At 41.3% G+C, this 23,452-nt stretch carries 21 protein-coding genes and 2 tRNA genes; 2 read left to right on the forward strand and 21 right to left on the reverse strand.

What is annotated here, in order from left to right; translation table 11 throughout:
- Positions 1-53: 53 nt before the first annotated feature.
- The 3 genes from BWR56_RS05350 to gyrA form a co-directional block, all read right to left on the reverse strand.
- The gene (locus tag BWR56_RS05350) at positions 54-851 is read right to left on the reverse strand and encodes a formate/nitrite transporter family protein (RefSeq protein ID WP_076984595.1); all 798 of its coding nucleotides are present in this window, start codon (positions 849-851) and stop codon (positions 54-56) included.
- A gap of 197 nt (positions 852-1,048) precedes the next feature.
- Complete coding sequence (locus tag BWR56_RS05355; protein WP_076984596.1) at positions 1,049-1,804, reverse strand: class A sortase; 756 nt, start codon at positions 1,802-1,804, stop codon at positions 1,049-1,051.
- Entirely contained in the window at positions 1,804-4,272 is a 2,469-nt protein-coding gene (gyrA, locus tag BWR56_RS05360; protein ID WP_049505928.1) for a DNA gyrase subunit A, read from the reverse strand. The genes BWR56_RS05355 and gyrA overlap by 1 nt, the downstream gene beginning before the upstream one ends.
- Before the next feature lie 193 nt (positions 4,273-4,465).
- Here gyrA and BWR56_RS05365 point away from each other — a divergent pair, with 193 nt between their 5' ends.
- On the forward strand, positions 4,466-5,452 hold the full coding sequence (locus BWR56_RS05365) for an L-lactate dehydrogenase (protein ID WP_076984597.1): 987 nt from the start codon (positions 4,466-4,468) through the stop codon (positions 5,450-5,452).
- Between the two features lie 128 nt (positions 5,453-5,580).
- On the opposite strand, the gene BWR56_RS05370 is transcribed toward BWR56_RS05365, so the two are convergent.
- On the reverse strand, positions 5,581-5,856 hold the full coding sequence (locus BWR56_RS05370; protein WP_001284636.1) for an HU family DNA-binding protein: 276 nt from the start codon (positions 5,854-5,856) through the stop codon (positions 5,581-5,583).
- Positions 5,857-5,963: 107 nt separating this feature from the next.
- Entirely contained in the window at positions 5,964-6,800 is an 837-nt protein-coding gene (locus BWR56_RS05375; RefSeq protein ID WP_076984598.1) for a DegV family protein, read from the reverse strand.
- A gap of 141 nt (positions 6,801-6,941) precedes the next feature.
- On the opposite strand from BWR56_RS05375, the gene BWR56_RS05380 reads away from it, so the two are divergent.
- On the forward strand, positions 6,942-7,790 hold the full coding sequence (locus BWR56_RS05380; RefSeq protein ID WP_000619787.1) for a YitT family protein: 849 nt from the start codon (positions 6,942-6,944) through the stop codon (positions 7,788-7,790).
- A 22-nt stretch (positions 7,791-7,812) separates the two neighbouring features.
- On the opposite strand, the gene BWR56_RS05385 is transcribed toward BWR56_RS05380, so the two are convergent.
- From BWR56_RS05385 to parC, 16 genes are all read right to left on the reverse strand, one after another.
- On the reverse strand, positions 7,813-9,210 hold the full coding sequence (locus BWR56_RS05385; protein WP_061852397.1) for an APC family permease: 1,398 nt from the start codon (positions 9,208-9,210) through the stop codon (positions 7,813-7,815).
- 214 nt (positions 9,211-9,424) lie between these two features.
- On the reverse strand, positions 9,425-9,994 hold the full coding sequence (locus BWR56_RS05390) for a hypothetical protein (RefSeq protein WP_076984599.1): 570 nt from the start codon (positions 9,992-9,994) through the stop codon (positions 9,425-9,427).
- A 19-nt stretch (positions 9,995-10,013) separates the two neighbouring features.
- Positions 10,014-11,426, reverse strand: coding sequence for a Fe-S cluster assembly protein SufB (sufB, locus tag BWR56_RS05395; protein ID WP_076984600.1), 1,413 nt, complete (start codon positions 11,424-11,426; stop codon positions 10,014-10,016).
- 57 nt (positions 11,427-11,483) lie between these two features.
- Positions 11,484-11,924: a Fe-S cluster assembly sulfur transfer protein SufU gene (gene sufU, locus BWR56_RS05400; RefSeq protein ID WP_001218473.1), complete on the reverse strand. Its 441-nt coding sequence runs from the start codon at positions 11,922-11,924 to the stop codon at positions 11,484-11,486.
- Positions 11,911-13,137 carry a cysteine desulfurase gene (locus tag BWR56_RS05405; RefSeq protein WP_049505935.1) on the reverse strand — a complete coding sequence of 409 codons (1,227 nt, stop codon included), beginning with the start codon at positions 13,135-13,137 and terminating at the stop codon, positions 11,911-11,913. Before BWR56_RS05405 ends, sufU begins: the two co-directional genes overlap by 14 nt.
- Before the next feature lie 10 nt (positions 13,138-13,147).
- Positions 13,148-14,410 carry a Fe-S cluster assembly protein SufD gene (gene sufD / locus BWR56_RS05410; protein WP_049505936.1) on the reverse strand — a complete coding sequence of 421 codons (1,263 nt, stop codon included), beginning with the start codon at positions 14,408-14,410 and terminating at the stop codon, positions 13,148-13,150.
- A 27-nt stretch (positions 14,411-14,437) separates the two neighbouring features.
- Complete coding sequence (sufC, locus tag BWR56_RS05415) at positions 14,438-15,208, reverse strand: Fe-S cluster assembly ATPase SufC (RefSeq protein ID WP_000114489.1); 771 nt, start codon at positions 15,206-15,208, stop codon at positions 14,438-14,440.
- Between the two features lie 151 nt (positions 15,209-15,359).
- Positions 15,360-15,554, reverse strand: coding sequence for a DUF3272 family protein (locus BWR56_RS05420; RefSeq protein WP_000198269.1), 195 nt, complete (start codon positions 15,552-15,554; stop codon positions 15,360-15,362).
- Between the two features lie 27 nt (positions 15,555-15,581).
- Positions 15,582-17,240, reverse strand: coding sequence for a DNA polymerase III subunit gamma/tau (dnaX, locus tag BWR56_RS05425; protein ID WP_049505938.1), 1,659 nt, complete (start codon positions 17,238-17,240; stop codon positions 15,582-15,584).
- On the reverse strand, positions 17,240-17,737 hold the full coding sequence (locus tag BWR56_RS05430) for a GAF domain-containing protein (protein WP_049505940.1): 498 nt from the start codon (positions 17,735-17,737) through the stop codon (positions 17,240-17,242). The genes dnaX and BWR56_RS05430 overlap by 1 nt, the downstream gene beginning before the upstream one ends.
- An 82-nt stretch (positions 17,738-17,819) precedes the next feature.
- Positions 17,820-19,022, reverse strand: coding sequence for a 30S ribosomal protein S1 (gene rpsA / locus BWR56_RS05435; RefSeq protein ID WP_001001617.1), 1,203 nt, complete (start codon positions 19,020-19,022; stop codon positions 17,820-17,822).
- Positions 19,023-19,184: 162 nt separating this feature from the next.
- Positions 19,185-19,256 (reverse strand) — tRNA-Gln (locus tag BWR56_RS05440).
- 8 nt (positions 19,257-19,264) lie between these two features.
- Positions 19,265-19,345: transfer RNA gene (locus BWR56_RS05445), tRNA-Tyr, on the reverse strand.
- A 49-nt stretch (positions 19,346-19,394) separates the two neighbouring features.
- A complete protein-coding gene (locus BWR56_RS05450) occupies positions 19,395-19,625 on the reverse strand; it encodes a DUF2969 domain-containing protein (protein WP_000037107.1) in 231 nt (76 codons plus the stop codon).
- 112 nt (positions 19,626-19,737) lie between these two features.
- A complete protein-coding gene (locus tag BWR56_RS05455; protein ID WP_049490137.1) occupies positions 19,738-20,760 on the reverse strand; it encodes a branched-chain amino acid aminotransferase in 1,023 nt (340 codons plus the stop codon).
- A gap of 130 nt (positions 20,761-20,890) precedes the next feature.
- Positions 20,891-23,371: a DNA topoisomerase IV subunit A gene (parC, locus tag BWR56_RS05460; protein WP_076984601.1), complete on the reverse strand. Its 2,481-nt coding sequence runs from the start codon at positions 23,369-23,371 to the stop codon at positions 20,891-20,893.
- Positions 23,372-23,452: the final 81 nt, after the last annotated feature.

Consider the following 23,452-nt stretch of genomic DNA (forward strand, 5'->3'; position numbering starts at 1 on the left):
TGACTAGTCATACACATCAAACAAAAAAGCACGATTGACTCGTGCTTTTTTCTTTAATCTACATAAGTATCTTCGTTTTTATTGAGGAAGGCGTATGGTAATCCTATCAAGAGACCGCCCCCAATGAAGTTCCCAATAAAGGTCACACCCCAGTGACGAAGAATATTAGGAATGTCAAAGTTTGCAATAGAATCAGCTGCAACACTGAATTTTACAATCGCAAATGAAGCAAAGTTGGCTGCGATGTGTTCGTTTGTTAAGAATACAAACATGTAAATAGCTGATAAAACGAGCCATAGCTTAGCTGCACTATCCTTGACCAAAATAAAGGAAAGAATAGCAATGTTTACGAAGACATTGGCTAAAATAGCCTCAAGCAAAATCAGCTCATTTGAACGGCCTAACTTCATCTCTACAACCCCTGAAATGAAACTATCGTGAGTCAGATGTGCATAGGCTGCCGAATGAGCAAAGCCCCAACCTGCTATCAAAGCACCGATAAGGTTGAACAAGGTACAGTAAAGTAAAATCTCAGTTGTTTTTCTCCAAGAGATTTTTTTCAAGAAACTACCAGCTGTCAAGAACATCATGTTTGAAGTTACCAGTTCAGCATTAAAAAAAACAATGTAGGCCAATCCCCAAGCAAAAACGAATGGGAAAAGGAAGCGACCACTACCTGGTGCGATTTTATTTATCAAGTCAGCCCCAACTGCACCCGCAGCCGTGCTAAATGTTAAAAAGGCACCTGCAAACATGGAACGAATCGCATACTTAAACTTACTTTGGCTATAAAGACTTTCTTTCTTCTTGCAAGCAAATTCAATCTTTGAAATAAATTCTGAAGAGACCATAAAAAACTCCTAAACTTTAATTTGTGATAATTATAACATAATTCTTGTTTTCTAGAAAGCGTTTTCTGTAAAATTCTAAAATATTTATCTTAAAAATCTTTATCCTAAGCCTTCTTATCCTTTTTCATACGAACTATTTTGATTCTATTTGTTGACAAAAAAACCAGTGAAATAGCACTTCACTGGTTCATTCATTCTTAATAACGTTGTCTATACGGTTGATTAAAGGCCTTCAAAATATCCTCAGAAGTCTCAGAATAAGCTTTTGATTCTTTAAAGATTCCTTTGACGATTATACGCTCAGTCGCATTATAATCAACACAAGTAACCAAAGTAATCTCCTGCACACCAATACGATCATCGATTTCATCTACACGGTCTGGTGTAACACGTTTTACTTCTGTAATCTCATAAGTATAAACTTTATCCTTATCAGTCAGATAAATTTTCATACCTGCTTTGGCATTGACCAAAGGCGAGAAGAGCATTTGACTGGCATTTTCAGCAGTAAAGATATGGTGACTGGCTAGAGAATAGTTGCCTTCTCCCATTTTTTGGTCTGGTTTCATGGTCCCTGCTCCGTAGAACAAGTTTACATTATCCAACCCTTTGAAAATAGGGAGGTTAATCTCCACTTCGGGAATAGCAATACCTCCAATAACGGGAAGTTTCTGAGCATCCCATTGTGAAGCCAATACAGCTTCGGATGAAATAGACTTAACAGAGTCAAAATCAAAATTCCCTTCAGTTTTTAGATTTTCATCTATATTTTCCTTAGTGACTTGATTGACTTGGTATTTATTGGTATTCCATACCAAAAAGATATCGCGAATCTTTGAATTAAAAATTAAAGCTAGCGATAAAAGAATTAAGAAACCCGCTAAAATATTGATAAATAGATTTCTGCGCTTATTTTTCTTACTCTTTTTATTTTTCGTTTTTTTATGAGACATTATGCTTCACCTTCTGTTTCAATTTCAGTCCCAACTTCTTCTTTTTCTGCCGCAGCAACCGTTGTAAAGGTCACAATCTTAGCATCCTGATCTAGACGCATCACCTTAACTCCCATAGTTGAGCGTCCAGTTTGTGAAATATTGGCAACATTTGTACGGATCATGACACCTGTATCTGTGATAATCATCAGGTCTTCATCCCCCTTAACAGTGAGGAGACCTGCCAGAGGACCATTTTTCTCAGCAACATTGGCTGTCTTCATCCCTTTACCACCACGGCCTTTAGTAGGATATTCAGTAGCAAGTGTACGTTTACCGTATCCTTTTTCAGTGATAATAAGAACCTCATCTTGGTTCGTAATCACGCTAGCACCAACTACTGTGTCACCCTCACGAAGATTGACTCCTCGGACACCTGTCGCGATACGGCTCATGCCACGAACAGCTGATTGATTAAAGCGAACGGCATAACCAAACTTGGTACCAATGATAATATCCGTATCTTCTTCTGTCAGCAAGACATTAATCAATTCGTCTTCATCCTTGAGATTCAAGGCTTTCAGTCCATTTTGACGAATATTAGCGAACTCTTTGACACTGGTTCTCTTCACAATACCGTGACGAGTTGTAAAGAAGAGATAGGCATCATCACTACGTTCAGACTCAACGTTGATGATGGTCTGAATACTCTCACCTTCGTCCAACTTCAATAGATTGACAACTGGCAAGCCCTTAGCAGTACGGCCGTATTCAGGGATTTCATAACCTTTTAGTCGGTATACGCGTCCTTTATTGGTAAAGAAGAGTAAATGATCATGGGTGCTGGTTGAAACCAACTCACGCACAAAGTCATCATCCTTAACTCCCGTACCTTGAACTCCACGGCCACCACGTTTTTGAGCAGTGAACTCACCTTGGTCCAAACGTTTGATATAGCCCTTGTTAGATAGGGTAATCAAGACATCCGTTTCTTCAATCAAATCTTCATCTTCAAGAGTTAAGACTTCTCCAATCATCAACTCCGTACGACGCTTGTCTCCAAACTTGCGTTTGACTTCGTCCAATTCCTCTTTGATAATTTGCGCCACGCGCTCAGGTTTGGCAAGAATATCAGCCAAATCTGCAATCAAGGCAATCAATTCATCATATTCAGACTGAATTTTATCACGTTCCAATCCTGTCAAACGACGAAGACGCATATCAAGGATAGCTTGACTTTGACGTTCAGAAAGCTTGAACTTGCTCATCAACTCAGCTTGCGCTTCCGCATCTGTTTCACTGGCACGAATGATACGAATCACTTCGTCGATATGGTCAAGTGCAATTAAAAGACCTTCTAAGATGTGCGCACGCGCCTCCGCCTTTTCCTTGTCAAAACGAGTACGGCGAACAACCACTTCTTTTTGGTGCTCGATATAAGCATCCAAAATTTGACGAAGGGACAAGATTTTTGGTACGCCATTTTGAATCGCCAACATGTTGAAACCAAAGTTGGTTTGCATCTGTGTCATCTTGAAGAGGTTGTTAAGGATAACGTTGGCAGACGCGTCGCGTTTAACCTCGATTACAAAGCGAACGCCTTCACGGTTGGACTCATCACGTACGGCTGTAATGCCCTCAATTCGCTTTTCCTGAACCAAGCGAACAATATGCTCATGTACCTTGGTTTTATTAACCATATAAGGGAATTCTGTTACAACGATGCGCTCACGACCCGTCTTAGTGGTTTCAATCTCTGTACGAGAACGAAGGACAATGGAACCTTTACCAGTCTCATAAGCCTTATGAATACCTGATTTCCCCATGACAAGAGCGCCAGTCGGAAAATCTGGACCAGGCAAGACTTCCATCAAGTCCTTAGTCGTCACTTCAGGATTATCCATAACCAACTTCACTGCATCAATGGTTTCACCCAAGTTGTGAGGTGGAATATTGGTTGCCATCCCAACAGCGATACCCGTTGCTCCATTGACCAAAAGGTTTGGAAAACGAGCAGGCAAAACCAAGGGTTCACGTTCGTTAGCATCGTAGTTGTCTACGAAATCAACTGTGTTTTTATTGATGTCACGAAGCATTTCCAGAGCAATCTTGCTCATACGTGCCTCAGTATAACGCTGTGCGGCAGCACCGTCCCCGTCCATAGAGCCAAAGTTTCCATGTCCATCAACGAGCATGTAACGATAGCTCCACCACTGGGCCATACGAACCATAGCCTCATAAATAGACGAGTCTCCGTGAGGGTGGTATTTACCCATGACATCCCCTGTAATACGGGCTGATTTTTTATGGGGTTTGTCTGGAGTAACACCTAGTTCATTCATTCCGTAAAGAATACGACGGTGAACTGGTTTTAAGCCATCTCGAACATCAGGAAGAGCACGCGCTACGATAACACTCATGGCGTAGTCGATAAAGCTGGTCTTCATCTCCTTTGTCAGATTAACATTCACTAAGTTTTTATCCTGCATTAATAAATGCCTCATTTCACTATTAGTAATTAGATATATTATACCATAATTTGTCCTTCATTTCAGCCTTCTGAAACCACTAAAACGTTTACATCAATAACCGAATAGAATATTCGTGACAAAGCTTTTTAAAAGTGATAGAATGAAAGTGTCTGGGGATTCCCCTAAAAAAAATGAAGGAGATGTTTAGATAATGACTTCAACTAAACAACACAAAAAAGTGATCCTTGTTGGTGACGGTGCCGTAGGTTCATCTTACGCTTTCGCACTTGTTAACCAAGGAATTGCACAAGAGCTTGGAATTATCGAAATTCCACAATTACACGAAAAAGCTGTTGGTGATGCGCTTGACCTTAGCCACGCCCTTGCCTTCACTTCACCTAAAAAAATCTACGCTGCTCAATACTCTGACTGTGCAGACGCTGACCTTGTTGTTATCACTGCAGGTGCTCCTCAAAAACCAGGCGAAACTCGTCTTGACCTTGTAGGTAAAAACTTGGCTATCAACAAATCAATCGTAACACAAGTTGTTGAATCAGGTTTCGATGGTATCTTCCTTGTTGCAGCTAACCCAGTTGATGTTTTGACTTACTCAACTTGGAAATTCTCTGGATTCCCTAAAGAACGTGTTATCGGTTCAGGTACTTCACTTGACTCAGCACGTTTCCGTCAAGCACTTGCTGAAAAATTGGATGTCGATGCTCGTTCAGTTCACGCCTACATCATGGGTGAACACGGAGATTCTGAGTTTGCGGTTTGGTCACACGCTAACATCGCTGGTGTAAACCTTGAAGAATTCCTTAAAGACACTCAAAACGTTCAAGAATCTGAATTGATTGAATTGTTCGAAGGTGTTCGTGACGCTGCCTACACAATCATCAACAAAAAAGGAGCTACATACTACGGTATCGCTGTAGCACTTGCTCGTATTACAAAAGCAATCCTTGATGACGAAAATGCAGTACTTCCACTTTCAGTCTTCCAAGAAGGTCAATACGGTGTTAAAAACGTCTTTATCGGTCAACCAGCTGTTGTTGGTGCACACGGTATCGTTCGTCCAGTAAACATCCCCTTGAACGATGCTGAAACTCAAAAAATGCAAGCATCTGCTAAAGAATTGCAAGCTATCATTGATGAAGCATGGAAAAACCCTGAATTCCAAGCAGCTTCTAAAAACTAATGAAAAGAAGGTTCCCAAACATGGGAACCTTTTTTCTTTTTGCACAGAATCATAACTCAACTTCTCAAATAAAAAAAGCCTGTCGCACAAGCTCAAATACTTGATATGACAGGCTTTTTGAAAATTCATTATTTAACAGCGTCTTTAAGAGCTTTACCAGCTTTGAATGCTGGAACTTTAGAAGCTGCGATTTTGATTTCTTTACCAGTTTGTGGGTTGCGACCTTTACGTGCAGCACGCTCACGAACTTCAAAGTTACCGAAACCGATCAATTGAACTTTTTCACCAGCTGCAAGGTATTCAGTTACTGCTGCAAATACAGCGTCAACTGCTGCTGCTGAATCTTTCTTAGTCAATTCTGTAGCTTCTGCTACTTTAGCGATCAAATCTTGTTTGTTTGCCATGTTAACAAATCCTCCAAATAATTTCTAATTAACAAATATAATCATATCCTAAAATCGGCTATAGGTCAAGTCAAAAACACTATTTTGACCATTTTTTCTCTATTTTTTTAGGAATTGTAGCGAATTAGAATCGCCCAAGCATTCTCTCCAGTATGAGTTTGAATAATAGAGCCAGTTTCCAATACAGAGATTGGCTTCTCGACATAAGGTTGCAATAATGCCTTCATCTCATTCGCCCATTCGTTCGTTCCAGCATAGGAAATTCCAATTTCTGCAACTGATTTTTTGGAAAGAGTCTCGGTTAATTCCTCAAGCCACTTTTTGAACGTTTTCGCTCCACGTCCTTTGGCGATTGGTTGGAGTTCGTGGTTTTTCATCTGCATTACTACACGAATATTCAAGAGTGAGCTTAGTAATCCTGTCACACGTCCAATACGACCACCCTTAACTAAGTTTTCTAGCGTCGAAACACCGATATAAAGTTCTGTATTATTTTTAACGTCCTCTACATGAGCTAAGATCGTTTCTAAGTCTTTACCTTCTTTAGCAAGTTTTGCGGCTTCAACAACTTGGAACTTCATCGCTTGATCTGTAAAGGAACTATCAATAACCGTTACATCAGCAGTTGAGAGACTTGCCCCTTGGCGAGCAGCTTCAACAGTTCCAGACAAGGCATGGGACATGTGAATCGCGATAATTTGACTGCCGTCTTTACTTAGTTCTTCAAAGACCTCAGCAAAGACTCCCACAGGGGGCTGGCTTGTTTTAGGCAGATTCTTACTTTGTTGCATAAGATGAAGGAATTCTCCCTCTTTCAAATCTGCATCCGAATAAAGCACACTATCAATCATAACTGATAGAGGGACAACTGTGATATTTAATTCTTTAACTACTTCTGGTTCGATAGTAACAGAAGAGTCCGTTACAATTTTTACTTGTGTCATAATTCAATCTTTCTATTCTTCTCGATAGGATTGGGATTTTCTTCTTTATTATATCAAAAAAATGATAAAAAATCATAAGTGATCCGATGAAAAGAACTGAATTTTTGGTATAATCTATCTATAGAAAAGTGAGGAATAGCCATGATTCGAAAACTTCAACCGATTATCACCATTATTCTTGGAGCTGCTATCTATGCCTTCGGTCTTACCTACTTTGTTGTTCCTTATCATTTATTTGAGGGAGGGGCGACAGGTATTACCCTGATTACCTACTATCTCTTTAAGATTCCTGTCTCATTGATGAACCTCTTGATTAATATCCCTTTATTTATCCTGGCTTGGAAAATATTTGGACCTAAGACCCTCTACTCCAGCCTTCTAGGATCTATTTCACTTTCCGTTTGGCTAGCAATTTTTGAGCGTATTCCTTTGCACATCGACTTGCAAGGGGATCTCATCATTGTCGCTTTAGTCTCAGGAGTCTTACTGGGGGTTGGTTTAGGAATTATCTTTAATGCTGGTGGAACCACTGGTGGCTCTGATATCGTTGCCCGTATCCTCAACAAATACACCAATATTTCGATTGGTAAATTGCTCTTTGGGATTGACTTTTTTATCCTAATGTTGATTTTGATTATCTTCCAGGATCTTCGTCTAGTTACCTATACCCTCTTATTTGACTTTATCATCGCTCGTGTTATCGACTTGATAGGCGAAGGAGGTTATGCTGGTAAAGGATTTATGATTATTACCCAATATCCTGATCAATTGGCCAAAGAGATTAACGATGAACTCGGACGTGGCGTTACCTTTATATCTGGTCAAGGCTACTACAGCAAAAAGGACTTAAAAATTATCTACTGTATCGTCGGTCGAAATGAAATCGTTAAAATGAAAGATATGATTCACAAAATTGATCCTCAAGCCTTTATCACCATCACTGAGGCTCATGAAATTCTGGGTGAAGGATTTACTTATGTGAAAGATTAAAAAAGCTGGGAATTCCCAGCTTTTATTCTTCTTCTGCGAGGGTTGAATGGCGGAACCCGTAAGTAAAGTAAATGACTAGACCAACTAGAAGAGCAATGCCAAAGGCAATCCAGGTATCTAGACTATATTGAAGCATAAAGGAAACACAGATAAAAATGGAAAGAATTGGCAAAAGTGGCACCAAGGGAGTTTTAAACTCTCCCTCTTTTGGCATACCCTTATCCTTTCTGAGTTTTATTATTCCATAGGCTAGCAAAATGAGATAAGCTAGCGTACAGATATTTAAGAAGGCTGCAATACTGGCTAGAGGAAACACTCCTGCAGCAATGGCTGAAGCAACTCCTGTTAAGAGAGTCGCATTTTTAGGAACGCGACTAGTCTTGCTTAATTGTTTAAAACTTTGAGGTAAAAGTCCATCACGAGCTAAGCTATAAATCATCCGAGACAAAGCATAAGTCATGGAGATACATACGGTTATCAGGGTTAGAATGGCTACAAGCGAAACATAATTTGCCGCCCAGCCGATACCTATACTCCGTAATGAAAATGCTACTGCATCGTCCACATTGAGCTTACTGTAGTGAACAATCCCTGTCAATACTAAGGTTACCAAAGCATAGAGAATGGTGACGATTGTCAGAGAAAGCACTATTCCGCGAGGAATATTCTTTTGCGGACTTTGAATTTCATCAACTGCCATGGAAATCGACTCAAAACCGAGAAAACCAAAGAACATCAAAGAGGCTCCCGCCATAATCCCAGTACTTCCACCATATAGTTGACCAAAACCAAATGGAGCAAAATTCGTCCAATTTTCTGGCTTGATGTACCAAATACCAACTAGGATAAATAAGGCGAGAGCTGAGAATTTCAAGACCACTAAAAGCGAATTAAAGCGCAAAGCTGCCTTAGAATTTAATAAAACCAATCCCGTTACCAAGGTAAGTACTAAAATAGGCAGAAGATCGATATAGGTTCCCTGTTCAGGATTAAAGGTTCCATTTAAGGCTTGGGGCATGGAGATACCATAATTACTGAGCAATCCCTTAAAGTAAGCTGCCCAGCCAGACGCCACACCTGAAACAGCCGTCATGAATTCCATGATGGTCAACCAGCCAGCAATCCAGGCTGGCAATTCTCCTAAAATCGCATAGAGGTAACTATAAGCACCACCAGTTGCAGGCACACGAGAGGCAAATTCTGCGAAGAAGAGGGCTGATAGAGAAACACACAGAGCAGAAATCACAATGGAAATCACTAGTGATGGACCAGCTAGTGTAGCCGCTGCTGTTCCAGTAATGGTGAAAATTCCCGTTCCCACCATGGCCCCAATTCCTAGTAAAATCAAATCCCATAATTTCAAATGGCGATGCATCTCTGTCTGTCTCAGACTAACATCCTTGGTTCTAAAAATATTCATACTTCATCTCCACTAAATGTAATTGTTTTATTTTACCATATAAAAGTATTTTTGTGAATATTTATTAGGTTATTTTTTGAAAAAAATTCTGAACAGAAGGGATTCCTGTTCAGAATTTGCATTTTTACCCACTGATTCTTTCAATTTGTTACTTATCAAGCGAGTAGGCTCAACAGTATACTCCATTGAAAGTTTTTTGGGGATTTGAGATTTTTTAAACTTCAAAGTAAGGGAACGGACGGTCACTATCTAAAGGACGATTTGGAACTTCTTGTTCCAAAATAGCGCACCAACCTGTTACCAATTCTTCAAAAGTCAGTTGTGCTTCTGGAGAAGCCGTTGTCAGCTTCCGTCCAAACCAAGCCATGGTTGCAGTCTCAAACTGAAGCATGGCGTACTCGATTACTGGTACATTTGCCTCTTCATAATTCTCATTTACTGCACGTGCCACACCTAGTGCTTGTGGAAGGAGTTGATTGCTGATTTTATCGACAACAGTCGCATCCATCTCTCTCCATGAAAGAAGTTGACCATTTACCTGATAAAAGAGCTCAAAGGTTTCTTGATTTTCCTTAAAATTAGCAAGAACAAAAGCACGTTCTACCGACTCAGGACCACCAGCAGCTTTTACAGCGTTTATCAAGAGGTTTTGTTCCATTTGTCGCCAATAATCATCTGCTTCTTCTGCTAGATCATTTGTAAACGGTGGAACAATTTCCTCGACAGGAATTTCACCTTTATTCGCTTTTTCAACATTACCAAATAATTTTTTTAAAAATCCCATTTGCTTCTCCATTTTGGATTTATCCGACTGAACCTTCCATTTCATAGCTAATCAAGCGATTCAGCTCAACTGCATATTCCATTGGAAGCTCTTTAGTGAAGGGTTCGACAAATCCCATGACAATCATCTCAGTAGCTTCAGATTCTGACAAACCACGACTCATGAGGTAGTATAGTTGTTCCTCTGAAATCTTAGATACCTTGGCTTCGTGTTCCAATGCAACTTGCGAGTTGTGAATTTCATTGAATGGGATGGTATCTGACGCTGACAAGTCATCCATGATAATGGTATCACACTCGATGTGAGAAACAGATTTCTTAGAGTTCTTGTTAAAGGTTACTTGTCCACGGTAGTCCACCTTTCCTCCGCCTTTAGCGATGGATTTAGACACGATAGACGAGCTTGTGTGTGGAGCGTTGTGGATCATCTTAGCACCTGTGTCTTGGTGTTGCCCTGAATTGGCAAAGGCGATAGAGAGCATGGTACCACGGGCTCCTTCTCCATCCAGATAAACAGATGGGTATTTCATGGTTGTTTTAGCACCCAAGTTACCATCAATCCACTCAACAGTCGCATCTTTCAAAGCTTTAGCACGTTTGGTTACCAAGTTATAGACGTTATCAGACCAGTTTTGGATGGTTGTATAACGCATGTAGGCTCCGTCCAAAGCAAAGATTTCTACAATGGCTGCATGCAAGCTGTTGCTTGAGTAAGTCGGTGCTGTACATCCTTCGACATAGTGTACACTTGCTCCCTCATCAACGATAATCAAGGTACGTTCAAACTGACCTGTATTTTCGTTGTTGATACGGAAGTAGGTTTGAAGTGGAATATCTACCTTAACACCTTTTGGTACATAGATAAAGGTTCCACCAGACCATACTGCAGAGTTGAGGGCTGCCAACTTGTTATCTGTCGGTGGTACCAACTTCGCAAAGTATTGTTTAAACAAGTCTGGGTATTCCTTGAGGGCAGAATCTGTATCTGTAAAGATAATCCCCAATTTCTGGAACTCTTCCTTCATGTTGTGGTAAACCACTTCTGACTCGTACTGGGCAGAGGCACCTGCTAAATAAGCACGCTCAGCTTCTGGAATACCGATACGTTCAAAGGTTTCTTTAATCTTTTCAGGTACATCATCCCAAGAACGGGCTGGTTTATCAGATGGTTTTTGGTAGTAGATCAAGTCATCAAAGTCAATCTCTGACAAGTCTGCTCCCCAGGTTTGCATGGGCATTTTTTTGAAGGTTTCATAAGACTTCAAACGGAACTCCAACATCCACTCAGGCTCACCCTTGGCAGCTGATAATTCGCGAATGACTTCTTCGTTCAATCCTTTTCCTGTCGATAGGACAGGCTCTACATCGTCATGGAAACCAAATTTATATTCACCAAGGTCAATTGGTTTTGGTTCTACTCTTTCTTCAGCCATAATATCCTTTCTTTCATTCTTCATTTCTACTGATTCATAAGACAAAAGAAACTTGTCTTACTGTTTTTCTTGATCTTCAATTGTTTTCTTAAGTGCATTCCAAGCTAGAGTTGCACACTTAATCCGTTGTGGGAATTTGGCAACACCTGATAAGAAAGCTGCATCGCCAAGTTGGTCTTGGCGGTCATCTTTTTGACCTTGAACCATTTCTGAAAAAATGGTCGCAAGCTCTAAAATTTCTTGTTTGGTCTTGCCTAAAACTGCATCTGTCATCATACTAGCAGAGGCAGTTGAAATCGTGCATCCTGAATTTAGAAAAGCAATATCTTCCAAACGGTCCTCTGCGTCAAACTTGACAGAGAGGTTGATGACATCCCCACAGGTTGGATTATTGAGGCTGATTTGCTCAGCATCTTCCAGCTTCCCTTGGTGATGTGGATTTTTCGAATGGTCTGCCACCACTGCCATATAAAGGCTATCTAGTTTAGAAAGTGCCATTGAAAAACTCCTTTGTCTTTTGTAGGGCATCGACTAGCTTGTCACAATCTGCCTTGGTATTGTAGATATAAAAACTTGCACGAGCTGTTGCTGGAACTTCCAAATACTGAAGCAAAGGTTGGGCGCAATGGTGACCGGCACGAACCGCTACTCCTTCATAATCCAGAGCTGTCGCGAGGTCGTGGGGATGAAGGTCACCTAGATTAAAGGCAATGACACCTGAACGTTTAGCCAGGTCTTGCGAACCATAAATGGTTAACCCTTCAATTTCCTGCAATTTTGGAAAGACGTATGCAATCAATTCCTGTTCATGAGATTCAATGGCATCCATACCAATCTTTTCCAGATAATCCACTGCTGCAGCAAGTCCGATAGCACCTGCCATATTGGGAGTCCCAGCCTCAAATTTCCAAGGCAATTCCTTCCAACTAGCAGATTGTTCGTAGACGAAATCAATCATCTCGCCACCAAACTCAACTGGTGACATTTGTTCCAGATACTTTTCTTTACCGTAAAGAACACCAATACCAGTTGGTCCAGCCATCTTGTGACCTGAAAAAGCAAAGAAGTCCACATCCAAGTTCTGGACATCAATCTTCATATGGGGCGTAGATTGAGCACCATCCACCACCATAATAGCTCCAACTTGGTGGGCCAATTGAGTGATTTCCTTGATCGGATTGACCACACCAAGAACATTTGAGGCGTGAGCTAGGGAGACAAACTTGACTTTATCAGTCAATTTAGCTCGCAAGTCATCCATATCCAGAGCTCCATTCTTGAGATAAACATAGACAAGCTCTGCCCCAGTCTTGCGGCAGACCTCCTGCCAAGGAATGATATTGGAATGGTGTTCCATGACAGAAATCAAGACCTGGTCTCCCTCAGTCAGGATTTCCTCAGCGAAGTATGCCACCCAGTTAAGGCTGGTTGTCGTTCCTCTGGTGAAGAGAACTTCCTTTGTAGAGCCTGCATTGATAAACTTACGAATGGTCTCACGAGCCGCCTCATAGGAAGCTGTCGCCCGCTCAGCCAAGGTATGAACACCACGGTGAACATTGGCATTGTCCTGCTCATAGTAGCGGTTGATTGTTTCCAGAACTGCTAGTGGTTTTTGTGTCGTCGCGGCATTGTCCAGATAGACCAGAGGTTCATCGTTGACAATCTGGTCTAAAATTGGAAAATCCTTGCGAATCGCTTCTACATCTAACATAGGCTTCCCCTTAGCGTTTTGACAATTTTTCTTCGATCGTTGCAATCATTTCATCACGAACTTCCTTGACTGGAATCTCAACAATTACGGAGCCAAGAAAACCAAGAACAACCAAGCGTTCAGCAGTTGCCTTATCCAAGCCACGGCTCATGAGGTAGTACATATCTTCTGGATCCACCTGACCGATAGAAGCCGCGTGACCTGCAGTTACGTCATTTTCATCAATCAAAAGAATTGGGTTGGCATCGGAACGCGCTTGGTCTGAAAGCATGAGAACTCGACTTTCTTGTTGGGCATCTGCTCCCTTAGCGCCTTTGATGATGTGACCGATACCGTTGAAGGTCAAAGTTGCTTTTTCAAGGATAACCCCATGTTGGAGGATATTTCCGATAGAGTTGCAACCGTAGTTAGTCACTCGAGTATCAATCCCTTGAACCTGACGGCCACTTGAAAGAGCTACGACTTTAAGGTCAGCATGGCTACCATTTCCAATCAAGTCGCTATCAAAGTCCGCAACGACATTTCCTTCATTCATGACACCAATCGCCCAGTCAATGCTTGCATCGTTGCCTAGTTTACCACGGCGGCTAATGTAGGCAGTGACATTTTCACCTAAACGGTCAATAGCAGCAAATTTCACTTGCGCACCAGAACGTGCAATCACTTCAACTGTGATATTGGCAGTTGCTTTTGCACTACCTCCACCACGTGACTCTAGACGTTCAAGATAGCTTATCTTACTGTTTTTACCAGCAATGATAAGGATATGCTTGTTAAATGGCACATCACTATCGCTGTCTTGGTAGAAAATACCTTCGATTGGCTCTGTAATTTCTACGTTATCTGGAATGTAGAGAACAGCACCACTGTTAAAATAAGCTGTGTGGTAGGCTGCCAACTTGTCGTCATCATACTTAACTGATGACATGAAGAATTCCTCAATAAGTTCTGGAATTTCTTCTAAAGCTGAGTGGAAGTCTGTAAAGATTACTCCTTGTTCAGCCAATTCAACTGGAGTTTGTTCAAAAACAGTCTGCGTTCCTACTTGAACCAACTTCAAGTGATTATCTAGAGCTGTGAAGTCTGCAACATTTGCTGAAGGTTCACTTTCTGTGATGGTTCCATCTCCCAGATTCCAGCGGTGAAATTTGACACGCTCAATAACTGGTAATTCCAAACTCTCAATCTTATCAAAAGCTTTTTGACGGAGGTCAGCCAACCAGCTTGGTTCAGCGTGCATTTCTGAAAAAAGTTTAATATTCTCTTTAGTCATTTACTTCTCCTAAAAGATACGAGGGAATTACAATTCTTCCTTGTAGTCGTAGCCAAGTTCTTCAGCTAGTTTTGCGTATCCTTCACGTTCCAAACGGGCAGCCAATTCTGGACCACCAGAAAGGACCACACGACCTTCCATCATCACGTGGACCACATCAGGTGTGATGTAGTTCAAAAGACGTTGGTAGTGTGTGATAATCATAGCACCAAAGCCTTCACCACGCATGGCATTGACACCTTTCGATACAACTTTAAGGGCGTCAATATCAAGACCTGAGTCAATCTCATCCAAAAGGGCAAAAGTTGGTTCCAACATCAAGAGTTGAAGAATTTCATTACGTTTTTTCTCACCACCAGAGAAACCTTCGTTTAGGTAACGCTCTGCCATTTCTTCTTTCATGTTGAGCAATTCCATTTTCTCGTCTAGTTTAGTGATGAACTCACGAACCGAAATCTTTTCATCATCTTCTTTACCAGCATTCATGGCTGCACGAAGAAACTCTGCATTGGTAATTCCAGGAATTTCAGATGGGTATTGCATAGCAAGGAAAAGTCCCATACGCGCACGCTCGTCCACTTCCAACTCAAGGATATTTACGCCATCAAACAAGACCTCACCTTTAGTAACTTCATAGTTAGGGTTCCCCATGATAGCGGCAGAAAGAGTCGATTTACCAGTACCATTTGGTCCCATGATAGCTGCGATTTCTCCTGTTTTCAGAGTCAGATTGACTCCTTTCAAAATTTCTTTTCCTTCAATCTCAACGTGAAGATCTTTGATCTCTAATACTGACATGATAGTTCCTTTCTTTTTCTAGCCTACTCCCTTTATCCTTAGAGAAATCACTTACATTTCTCAAAAAATACAAGAAAAGGTCCATAAATATACTCTACTAGTATAACAAAAAAAAGCCTAAAAGGCTTTGATTTTGTTTAGAAGCTAGTGACTAATCCTTGCGGTTTAGGTGCTGATCAATGGCATCTACTATTTTCCCCATTACATAACTTAATCTAAAATTTCGAAAAAGTAGAATGGCCCAAAAGGCTGCCATGAAATAGCGACCAGTCATCCAAGCTTCATTGAAAAAATAAGTCTCAGCAGCAGTAAATAGTGCTATCACGATAAATTGTTGTCTAGTCATAGGATTATTGTACCATGAAATCCACTTTTAGTCTTCTTCGACCATGACTTTATCAGCCAGAAATTCAAATCCCTCTGGAATCAGGCTCTCTTCTTCTACCTCTTGATCTGCCTGAGAAGACTTGTTTTTAGCTGAAAATGCTGCACGAACCTCTTTCCATTCCTCTAGGGAAATTGCCAGGATTTCAGGTGAAAATCCAGCCGCCTGGCTGAGAATATTGCCAAACATGGTATTGAGGTTATCCCGTTTCATGGTTTGTCCTGCATTGAAATTGGATTCAAAAGCTAAAATCGCATGGTGTTCGTTGGCCGCAACTGGTTGAGAACCTACGAGAAGAGCCTTATCAGGTCCAGCTAAACTCTCAATCACTTCTCCCCACGCATTCTGTAGGCGAATCAAGTTTTGCCGTGCCAATTCAGGATGTTCAACAGCTTCTTGTAGGATAGCCTGAACCTTATTACGGTCTACTCGATAGACTGTCTTGGAAGTGGCTGGACGGCTAGGGACTGGCGCCACTTGTTTAGGCACCGTTCCAACATTAGCAAGTTCTTGTTTGAGACGAGCGACTTCCTGTCTCAGTGCAGAAATCTCACCTTCGACAGCTTCTGAAAACATTGGTTCAGGCTTAATCTCCGCTAAACGAATGGTCATCATCTCAGCATAAATCTTAGGTTGCAGGCTAGCTTTCATATCCGCCAAGCTCACAGTCGCTATTCGAATCATTTCAAAGAGACTTTCCTGAGAAAGAGCTAGATTGTCCATAAAAACTGGACTGTGATGAGTATTTTCGCCACCTGTCTGAACAACTAGTAGATCACGCAAATACTGCAAGAGATCCGTCACAAAACGAGTCATGCTCTTGCCATTTTCAAACAAAAGATTCAAAGAATCAAGCGCTTTTGGAACATCCTGCTGAGACAAGGCAGCTACATAGTCATCAAGTGCTGATAGACTAATGGTGCCTGTAATCTCCTCAGAGATAGCAGTCGTGAGCTCATTTCCCTGTGTCAAACTCAAGGCTTGGTCCAGAATAGACAAGGCATCCCGCATTCCACCTTCAGCTCGTCTGGCAATGATTTCCACAGCATCTGGTTCAGAACTGATATTTTCTTTTTCTAAAATATGATGAATATGTGCCGTGATATCTTGCTTTCGAATCGATTTAAACTCAAAACGTTGGACACGCGATAAAATAGTTGCTGGAATCTTGTGCAATTCGGTAGTCGCCAAGATAAAGACAACATTTTGAGTTGGTTCTTCTAACGTCTTTAAAAGCGCATTAAAAGCTCCTGTAGACAGCATATGAACCTCGTCTATGATATAGACCTTATAACGTGCCAAACTAGGAGCATAGGTGGATTTATCACGAATTTCTCGGATTTCATCAACTCCGTTATTCGAAGCCGCATCCATTTCGATAACATCTTCTAAGCTACCTTCTGTCACTGCTTGGCAGATATAGCAGTTATTACATGGTTCTCCGTCCACTTGGTTCGGGCAGTTCATAGCCTTGGCAAAAATCTTGGCTACGCTGGTCTTCCCAGTCCCACGAGGGCCTGAGAAAAGATAGGCATGACTAATCTTTTCCTGCTCGACCGCTTGTTTTAGGGTTTTAGCCACGACTTCTTGACCTACTAGTTGTGAAAAAGTCTGGCTTCTATATTTTCGATAAAGTGCTTGATACATTAGGCTTTCTCCTCAAACATCGTAAAGTCCCATTCTGTCTTCTCAAGCAAAATAGCGACAAATTGTTCCAAGTAATCGCGGTCAATGGCATTGTAATCATCAATAAGTGAAGAATCCAGGTCTAAGACACCCAGCAATTGACCATTCTTGAGCATGGGAACCACGATTTCACTCTTGGCCATACTATCACAAGAAATGTAGTTTGGATAGGTGCTCACATCCCCAACTAAAACAGTCTCTTGAAACTCAGCAGCTTCTCCACACACGCCTTTCCCAAGCGGAATGCGAATGCACGAAACGCCGCCCTGAAAAGGCCCTAAAATCAACTCGTTACCATCAAACAGATAAAACCCTGCAAATACAGTATTCGGAAAGCGAGATTTTAGGAGGGCACTAGCATTCGAAAGATTGGCAAGAACATTGGTCTCACCTTCAAGTAAATAAGAAAGTTCCTCATTTAACAATTGATATTGTGATTGTTTTTCTGAATCTAACATAGAACTATTATATCAAAAATGAGAAAGAGACAAAAGAAAAATCCCTTGTTTTAAACAAAGGATTTTGTGATTATCAATTTGATTAAAGTTCGATATCACCGAACAAGTCAGCCATTGAGAATCCTGTTTGTGTTTCTGGAAGTTCGAAATCACGTTTTTCTTGACGTTTTGGACGACGTGGACGAGCAGCACGTTTTTCTTCTTTTTGTCCTTCTTCTTGAGCTGGACGTTCTTCAAGAGCTTTGATAGAAAGTGATACACGTTCTGCGTCAGCGTTAACATCAAGGACTTTAACAGTAACTTCTTGACCAACAGTAAGAGCTTCTTTTGGATTTTCGATACGTTTGTGTGAAATTTGTGATACGTGAACAAGTCCATCGATACCTGGCAATACCTCAACAAATGCACCAAAGTCAGTCAAACGTTTAACTGTTCCTTCTACTACATCACCTTTAGCCAATTTTTGCTCAACGCCATCCCATGGTCCAGGTGTTGTTGCTTTAAGTGAAAGTGATACGCGACCTTCTTCTTCGTTAAGATCAAGGATCTTCACTTCGATTTCTTCACCAACAGTTACAACTGATTTAGGTGATACGTTACGTTCGTGTGACAATTCAGTCAAGTGAACCAATCCGTCAACTCCACCAAGGTCGATGAAAGCACCAAAGCTAGTGATACGAGCAACTTTACCAGTTACGACATCACCAACAGCCAATTTACCGAATACTTCAGCACGAGCTGCTGCAGTAGCTGCTTCAACAACTTCACGACGTGAAAGGATGAAACGGTTTTCTTTAGGATCAACTTCCTTGATTTTAGCATCAAATTCTTGACCTACGAAACGCTCAGTGTTACGTACGAAACGAGTATCCAACATTGAAGCTGGGATAAATCCACGAACACCTTCAAATTCTACTGAAAGTCCACCTTTAACGGCACGAGTTCCTTTAACAGTAACAACTTCTTCTTCGCGTCCTACAAGTTTGTCCCATGCTTTGCGAGCTTCAAGGCGTTTTTTAGATACAAGGTATGTAACTGTATCAGTATCTTTACCAACTACTTGACGAAGTACAAGAACATCCAATACTTCTCCTACTTTAACAAAGTCATTGATATCTGCATCGCGATCGTTTGTCAATTCGCGAAGAGTCAAGACACCTTCAACACCAGTCCCAGAGATTGCAACGTTAGCTTGAGTCGCATCAACTGTCAATACTTCAGCACTAACAACATCACCAGGCTCAACTTGGCTAACGCTATTTAGCAAATCTTCAAATTCGTTCATCTAAAAAATCCTCCAACAATCAAGTTTTTCCAAACTTGACATACTTATAATTTTTTTCCTAAGCACCCGCAAAGACATGTTCATATCGTTCACGTCTTTCAATTATAAAAATAAAATACCCTAAGATATTTTTCTTTTTATCTTGAATTTATTACCTAAGAACTGGGGTAGCTGGATTCGAACCAACGCATGAGGGAGTCAAAGTCCCTTGCCTTACCGCTTGGCTATACCCCATTGATGAATGGAGAGAGAGGGATTCGAACCCCCGAACCCGAAGGAGCGGATTTACAGTCCGCCGCGTTTAGCCTCTTCGCTATCTCTCCAATGTTTAACGAGAACTATTATATCATGAAATTTTCAATAAAACAAGTATTATTTTGTCAAATTATAGTTTTCAATCAAAATTTCCACAGCTTTTTCAAGTTTTTTATAAAAACTATCGACATTTCCATTCTTTATGATGGCAAATTGGCTATCTAATTCGGCAATTTCCCCAATAACCTTTTTCCCGATCGTCAAAACGTATCCTTCATAGCTGTCTTTTCCAACAGTCACTTTTGCATCCGTTAATTGGATTTCAATTTTCTTATCTTTTTTACTCATACTGTACCTCTTTTCACTTTTTCTATTGTACAAGAAAATGTTCAAACTAGCAAGAAAAAACTCCATTTCAGCCATTACAACTGCTACGGAGTTCTTCTTTACTTCATGTCTTTTAGTCCACTTTGACAATCCATCCTTCAGGCGCTTCTACATCACCAAATTGGATACCGGTCAATTCGTCATAGAGTTTACGTGTAACAGGACCTACTTCTGTTTCACTATAGAAAACATGGAAATCATCGCCATGTTGGATTCCCCCAATTGGAGAAATGACCGCTGCTGTTCCACAAGCACCTGCCTCTACAAAACGCTCCAAATTATCGATTGGAACATCGCCTTCAATCGGAGTCAATCCCAAGCGGTGTTCTGCCAAGTAAAGCAAAGAGTACTTGGTAATGGATGGCAAGATGGATGGACTCAATGGTGTTACAAATTCATTGTCAGCTGTAATTCCAAAGAAGTTAGCTGATCCGACTTCTTCAATCTTTGTATGTGTAGATGGATCTAGGTAGATAACATCTGAAAATTGGCGTGACTTGGCCATTTTACCTGGGAGGAGACTAGCAGCATAGTTACCTCCAACCTTAGCCGCACCCGTACCATTTGGAGCTGCACGGTCGTATTCATCCTGAATCAAGAAGTTAGTTGGGACTAAACCACCTTTAAAATAGTTACCTACTGGCATAGCAAAGATGGTGAAAATATATTCTTCTGCTGGTTTAACCCCAATAATATCCCCAACACCAATCAAAAGTGGACGAAGATAAAGGGTTCCACCTGTTCCATATGGTGGGACGTATTCTTCATTTGCACGCACAACTGCTTTACAAGCTTCTACAAACATTTCTGTTGGAACTTGTGGCATCAAAAGACGGTCACAAGTACGTTGCAAACGCTTAGCATTTTCGTCAGGACGGAACAATTGAACACTGCCGTCCTTGGTACGATAGGCTTTCAATCCCTCAAATGCTTGCTGTCCATAGTGGAGACTTGGAGAAGACTCTGAAATATGCAAGGTTGCATCCTCTGTCAATTCTCCTTGATCCCATTGACCATTTTTGTAGTGAGCGATATAACGGTAAGGTAATTTCATATAAGCAAATCCAAGGTTTTCCCAATCAATTGCAACTGTCATGTGTTTCTCCTTTATACTAATCAAACTATGTGTTCTATTCTACACTTTTCTAGTGAAATTTCAAGTATTATTTGTAATTTTCTGAAAATTTTTTCAACATAAAGAAATCAGCCCTCTGGACTGATTCTTTTTAAGAATTTGCTTTATCTTCTTTAAAGACTTCTTTGAGGTAAGCATCGAAAACTTCCTCATCTGAAATCGTGTCTGAAATAAAGCTTCCATTGCTAGTACGTTCTGACAAGTTGAGGTCTTGCAATCGGCTTTCATAGATTGTTCCCTTGTTAGATTGGACAAGCAGCGTTTGGTCGTTTTCTTCAACTTCTGTACTAAAGAGATCACCAACGAAACCTTGCTCTGCAACTGCTCCAGCCAAGAAGACTCGGTGCGGTTTGTTTTTCAACTCACGCAAGACTTGTAGACCTCGTTTAGCACGGCTGGTCGCTGGAATTTCCTCAATGGAAACACGTTTCAAGCTTCCACGTTGGGTCAAGAGGTAGAAGGATGAGGTGTTACAGATGAAGGCTGCCTGGAGGACATCATCTTCTTTCAGGTTCATAGCCTTGACACCTGCAGCCTTGGCACCAACAACCGGAACCTCTTCGATATTGAAACGAAGGGCATAACCGTTTTGACTAATCAAAAGAACATCATCTAGTTTAATTGAAGCCACTGCTACAATTTGGTCTGTCTCGTCTTTAAGTTTAGCGTACTTGACAGATTTAGACTTGTAGGTCCGCCATGGAGAGAACTCTTTGCGTTCTACACGCTTGATTTGGCCGAGGCGAGTTGCTGCAAAATAAGTTGTCGCATCATCAAACTGATCTACTACTTCTGCATAGAGTATTTCTTCGTTCGTTTCAAAGTTTGTAATGGTCTGGCTCAGATGCTCTCCGATATCCTTCCAGCGAATATCTGCCAATTCATGGATTGGTCGATAAATGACATTTCCAAGAGTAGTGAACATCAAGAGGTGCTGGGTTGTCTTGGCAGTTTGCACAAAGATCAAACGATCATCATCACGTTTGCCAATTTCTTCCAGCGTAGAAGCTGCAAAGGAACGTGGGCTAGTACGCTTGATATAGCCTGCCTTAGTCACGCTGACATAAGTATCTTCCTCGGCAATCAAACTAGCTGTATCAATCTCGATTGCTTTCGCAGTATCTTCCAAAGTACTCAAACGTGGTGTCGCAAATTTCTTTTTAACCTCACGAAGTTCTTTCTTCATGAGATTGTACATAGTCCGTTCATCACCAATGATAGCCGCAAGCATGGCAATCTTTTCACGCAATTCTGCTTCTTCTTCCTGCAAGACAACCACGTCTGTATTGGTCAAACGGTAAAGTTGCAAGGTAACGATGGCCTCAGCCTGCTCCTCAGTAAACTCATAGCTGACCTTGAGGTTTTCCTTGGCGTCAGCCTTATTCTCAGAAGCACGGATAAGGGCAATGACTTCATCCAAAATCGAGATAACGCGAATCAAACCTTCCACGATATGGAGACGTTTTTCGGCCTTTTCCTTGTCAAAGCGAGAACGCGCCAAGATCACTTCACGACGGTGGGCAATATAGCTAGACAATATAGGCACAATGCCAACCTGACGAGGGGTGAAATTGTCAATCGCAACCATGTTGAAGTTGTAGTTGATTTGCAAGTCAGTGTATTTGAAGAGATAGTTAAGAACCAGCTCGGTATTCGCATCTTTCTTAAGTTCAATAGCGATACGAAGACCGTCACGGTCAGACTCATCACGAACCTCAGCAATACCAGCCACCTTGTTATTGACACGAACATCATCGATTTTCTTGACGAGATTAGCCTTATTGATTTCATAAGGAATCTCAGTGATAACGATTTGTTCCTTACCACCTTTTAACTTTTCAATCTCCGTCTTAGAACGAACAACCACGCGCCCCTTCCCAGTTTCATAGGCTTTCTTGATTTCATCACTCCCTTGAATGATAGCCCCTGTAGGGAAGTCTGGTCCAGGCAAGAATTCCATGAGTTTTTCAACTTTGGCCGTTGGGTGATCAATCATGTAAACCGTGGCATCAATAACATCAGCTAAATTATGGGGAGGAATGTCTGTGGCATAACCAGCCGAAATCCCAGTCGAACCATTGACCAAGAGGTTTGGAAATGCTGCTGGCAGGACTGTCGGCTCTTTCTCGGTATCGTCAAAGTTCCATGCAAAAGGAACGGTCTTTTTCTCGATATCTTGAAGAAGGTAGCCTGCAATCTCAGACAAACGAGCCTCTGTATAACGCATAGCAGCAGGTGGATCCCCGTCCATGGAACCGTTATTACCGTGCATTTCAACCAGAATCTCACGGTTTTTCCAGTCCTGAGACATACGAACCATAGCATCATAGATAGAAGAATCCCCGTGTGGGTGAAAATTCCCCATGATGTTACCGACAGACTTGGCCGACTTACGGTAGCTCTTGTCAAAGGTATTGCCATCCTTATTCATCGAATAAAGAATACGACGTTGCACAGGCTTCAATCCATCACGAATATCTGGCAAAGCCCGGTCTTGAATGATGTACTTGGAGTAGCGACCAAAGCGCTCTCCCATGATGTCCTCAAGGGACATGTTTTGAATGTTACTCATATAGGATACAAAGCCCGTAAAATGCAAAGGAAATTTATCTTTTTCACACAGTATTTAGGGCGTGTTCAACTCCTTTCAAAG

The organism is Streptococcus oralis, assembly GCF_001983955.1.
GTDB classification, from domain to species: domain Bacteria; phylum Bacillota; class Bacilli; order Lactobacillales; family Streptococcaceae; genus Streptococcus; species Streptococcus jiangnanensis.

Coding starts and splice junctions, on each gene's coding strand:
- BWR56_RS05350 (WP_076984595.1), bottom strand. CDS start 851: ATGGTCTCTTCAGAATTTATTTCAAAGATTGAATTTGCTTGCAAGAAG.
- BWR56_RS05355 (WP_076984596.1), bottom strand. CDS start 1,804: ATGTCTCATAAAAAAACGAAAAATAAAAAGAGTAAGAAAAATAAGCGC.
- gyrA (WP_049505928.1), bottom strand. CDS start 4,272: ATGCAGGATAAAAACTTAGTGAATGTTAATCTGACAAAGGAGATGAAG.
- BWR56_RS05365 (WP_076984597.1), top strand. CDS start 4,466: ATGACTTCAACTAAACAACACAAAAAAGTGATCCTTGTTGGTGACGGT.
- BWR56_RS05370 (WP_001284636.1), bottom strand. CDS start 5,856: ATGGCAAACAAACAAGATTTGATCGCTAAAGTAGCAGAAGCTACAGAA.
- BWR56_RS05375 (WP_076984598.1), bottom strand. CDS start 6,800: ATGACACAAGTAAAAATTGTAACGGACTCTTCTGTTACTATCGAACCA.
- BWR56_RS05380 (WP_000619787.1), top strand. CDS start 6,942: ATGATTCGAAAACTTCAACCGATTATCACCATTATTCTTGGAGCTGCT.
- BWR56_RS05385 (WP_061852397.1), bottom strand. CDS start 9,210: ATGAATATTTTTAGAACCAAGGATGTTAGTCTGAGACAGACAGAGATG.
- BWR56_RS05390 (WP_076984599.1), bottom strand. CDS start 9,994: ATGGGATTTTTAAAAAAATTATTTGGTAATGTTGAAAAAGCGAATAAA.
- sufB (WP_076984600.1), bottom strand. CDS start 11,426: ATGGCTGAAGAAAGAGTAGAACCAAAACCAATTGACCTTGGTGAATAT.
- sufU (WP_001218473.1), bottom strand. CDS start 11,924: ATGGCACTTTCTAAACTAGATAGCCTTTATATGGCAGTGGTGGCAGAC.
- BWR56_RS05405 (WP_049505935.1), bottom strand. CDS start 13,137: ATGTTAGATGTAGAAGCGATTCGCAAGGATTTTCCAATTTTAGACCAG.
- sufD (WP_049505936.1), bottom strand. CDS start 14,410: ATGACTAAAGAGAATATTAAACTTTTTTCAGAAATGCACGCTGAACCA.
- sufC (WP_000114489.1), bottom strand. CDS start 15,208: ATGTCAGTATTAGAGATCAAAGATCTTCACGTTGAGATTGAAGGAAAA.
- BWR56_RS05420 (WP_000198269.1), bottom strand. CDS start 15,554: ATGACTAGACAACAATTTATCGTGATAGCACTATTTACTGCTGCTGAG.
- dnaX (WP_049505938.1), bottom strand. CDS start 17,240: ATGTATCAAGCACTTTATCGAAAATATAGAAGCCAGACTTTTTCACAA.
- BWR56_RS05430 (WP_049505940.1), bottom strand. CDS start 17,737: ATGTTAGATTCAGAAAAACAATCACAATATCAATTGTTAAATGAGGAA.
- rpsA (WP_001001617.1), bottom strand. CDS start 19,022: ATGAACGAATTTGAAGATTTGCTAAATAGCGTTAGCCAAGTTGAGCCT.
- BWR56_RS05450 (WP_000037107.1), bottom strand. CDS start 19,625: ATGAGTAAAAAAGATAAGAAAATTGAAATCCAATTAACGGATGCAAAA.
- BWR56_RS05455 (WP_049490137.1), bottom strand. CDS start 20,760: ATGACAGTTGCAATTGATTGGGAAAACCTTGGATTTGCTTATATGAAA.
- parC (WP_076984601.1), bottom strand. CDS start 23,371: ATGAGTAACATTCAAAACATGTCCCTTGAGGACATCATGGGAGAGCGC.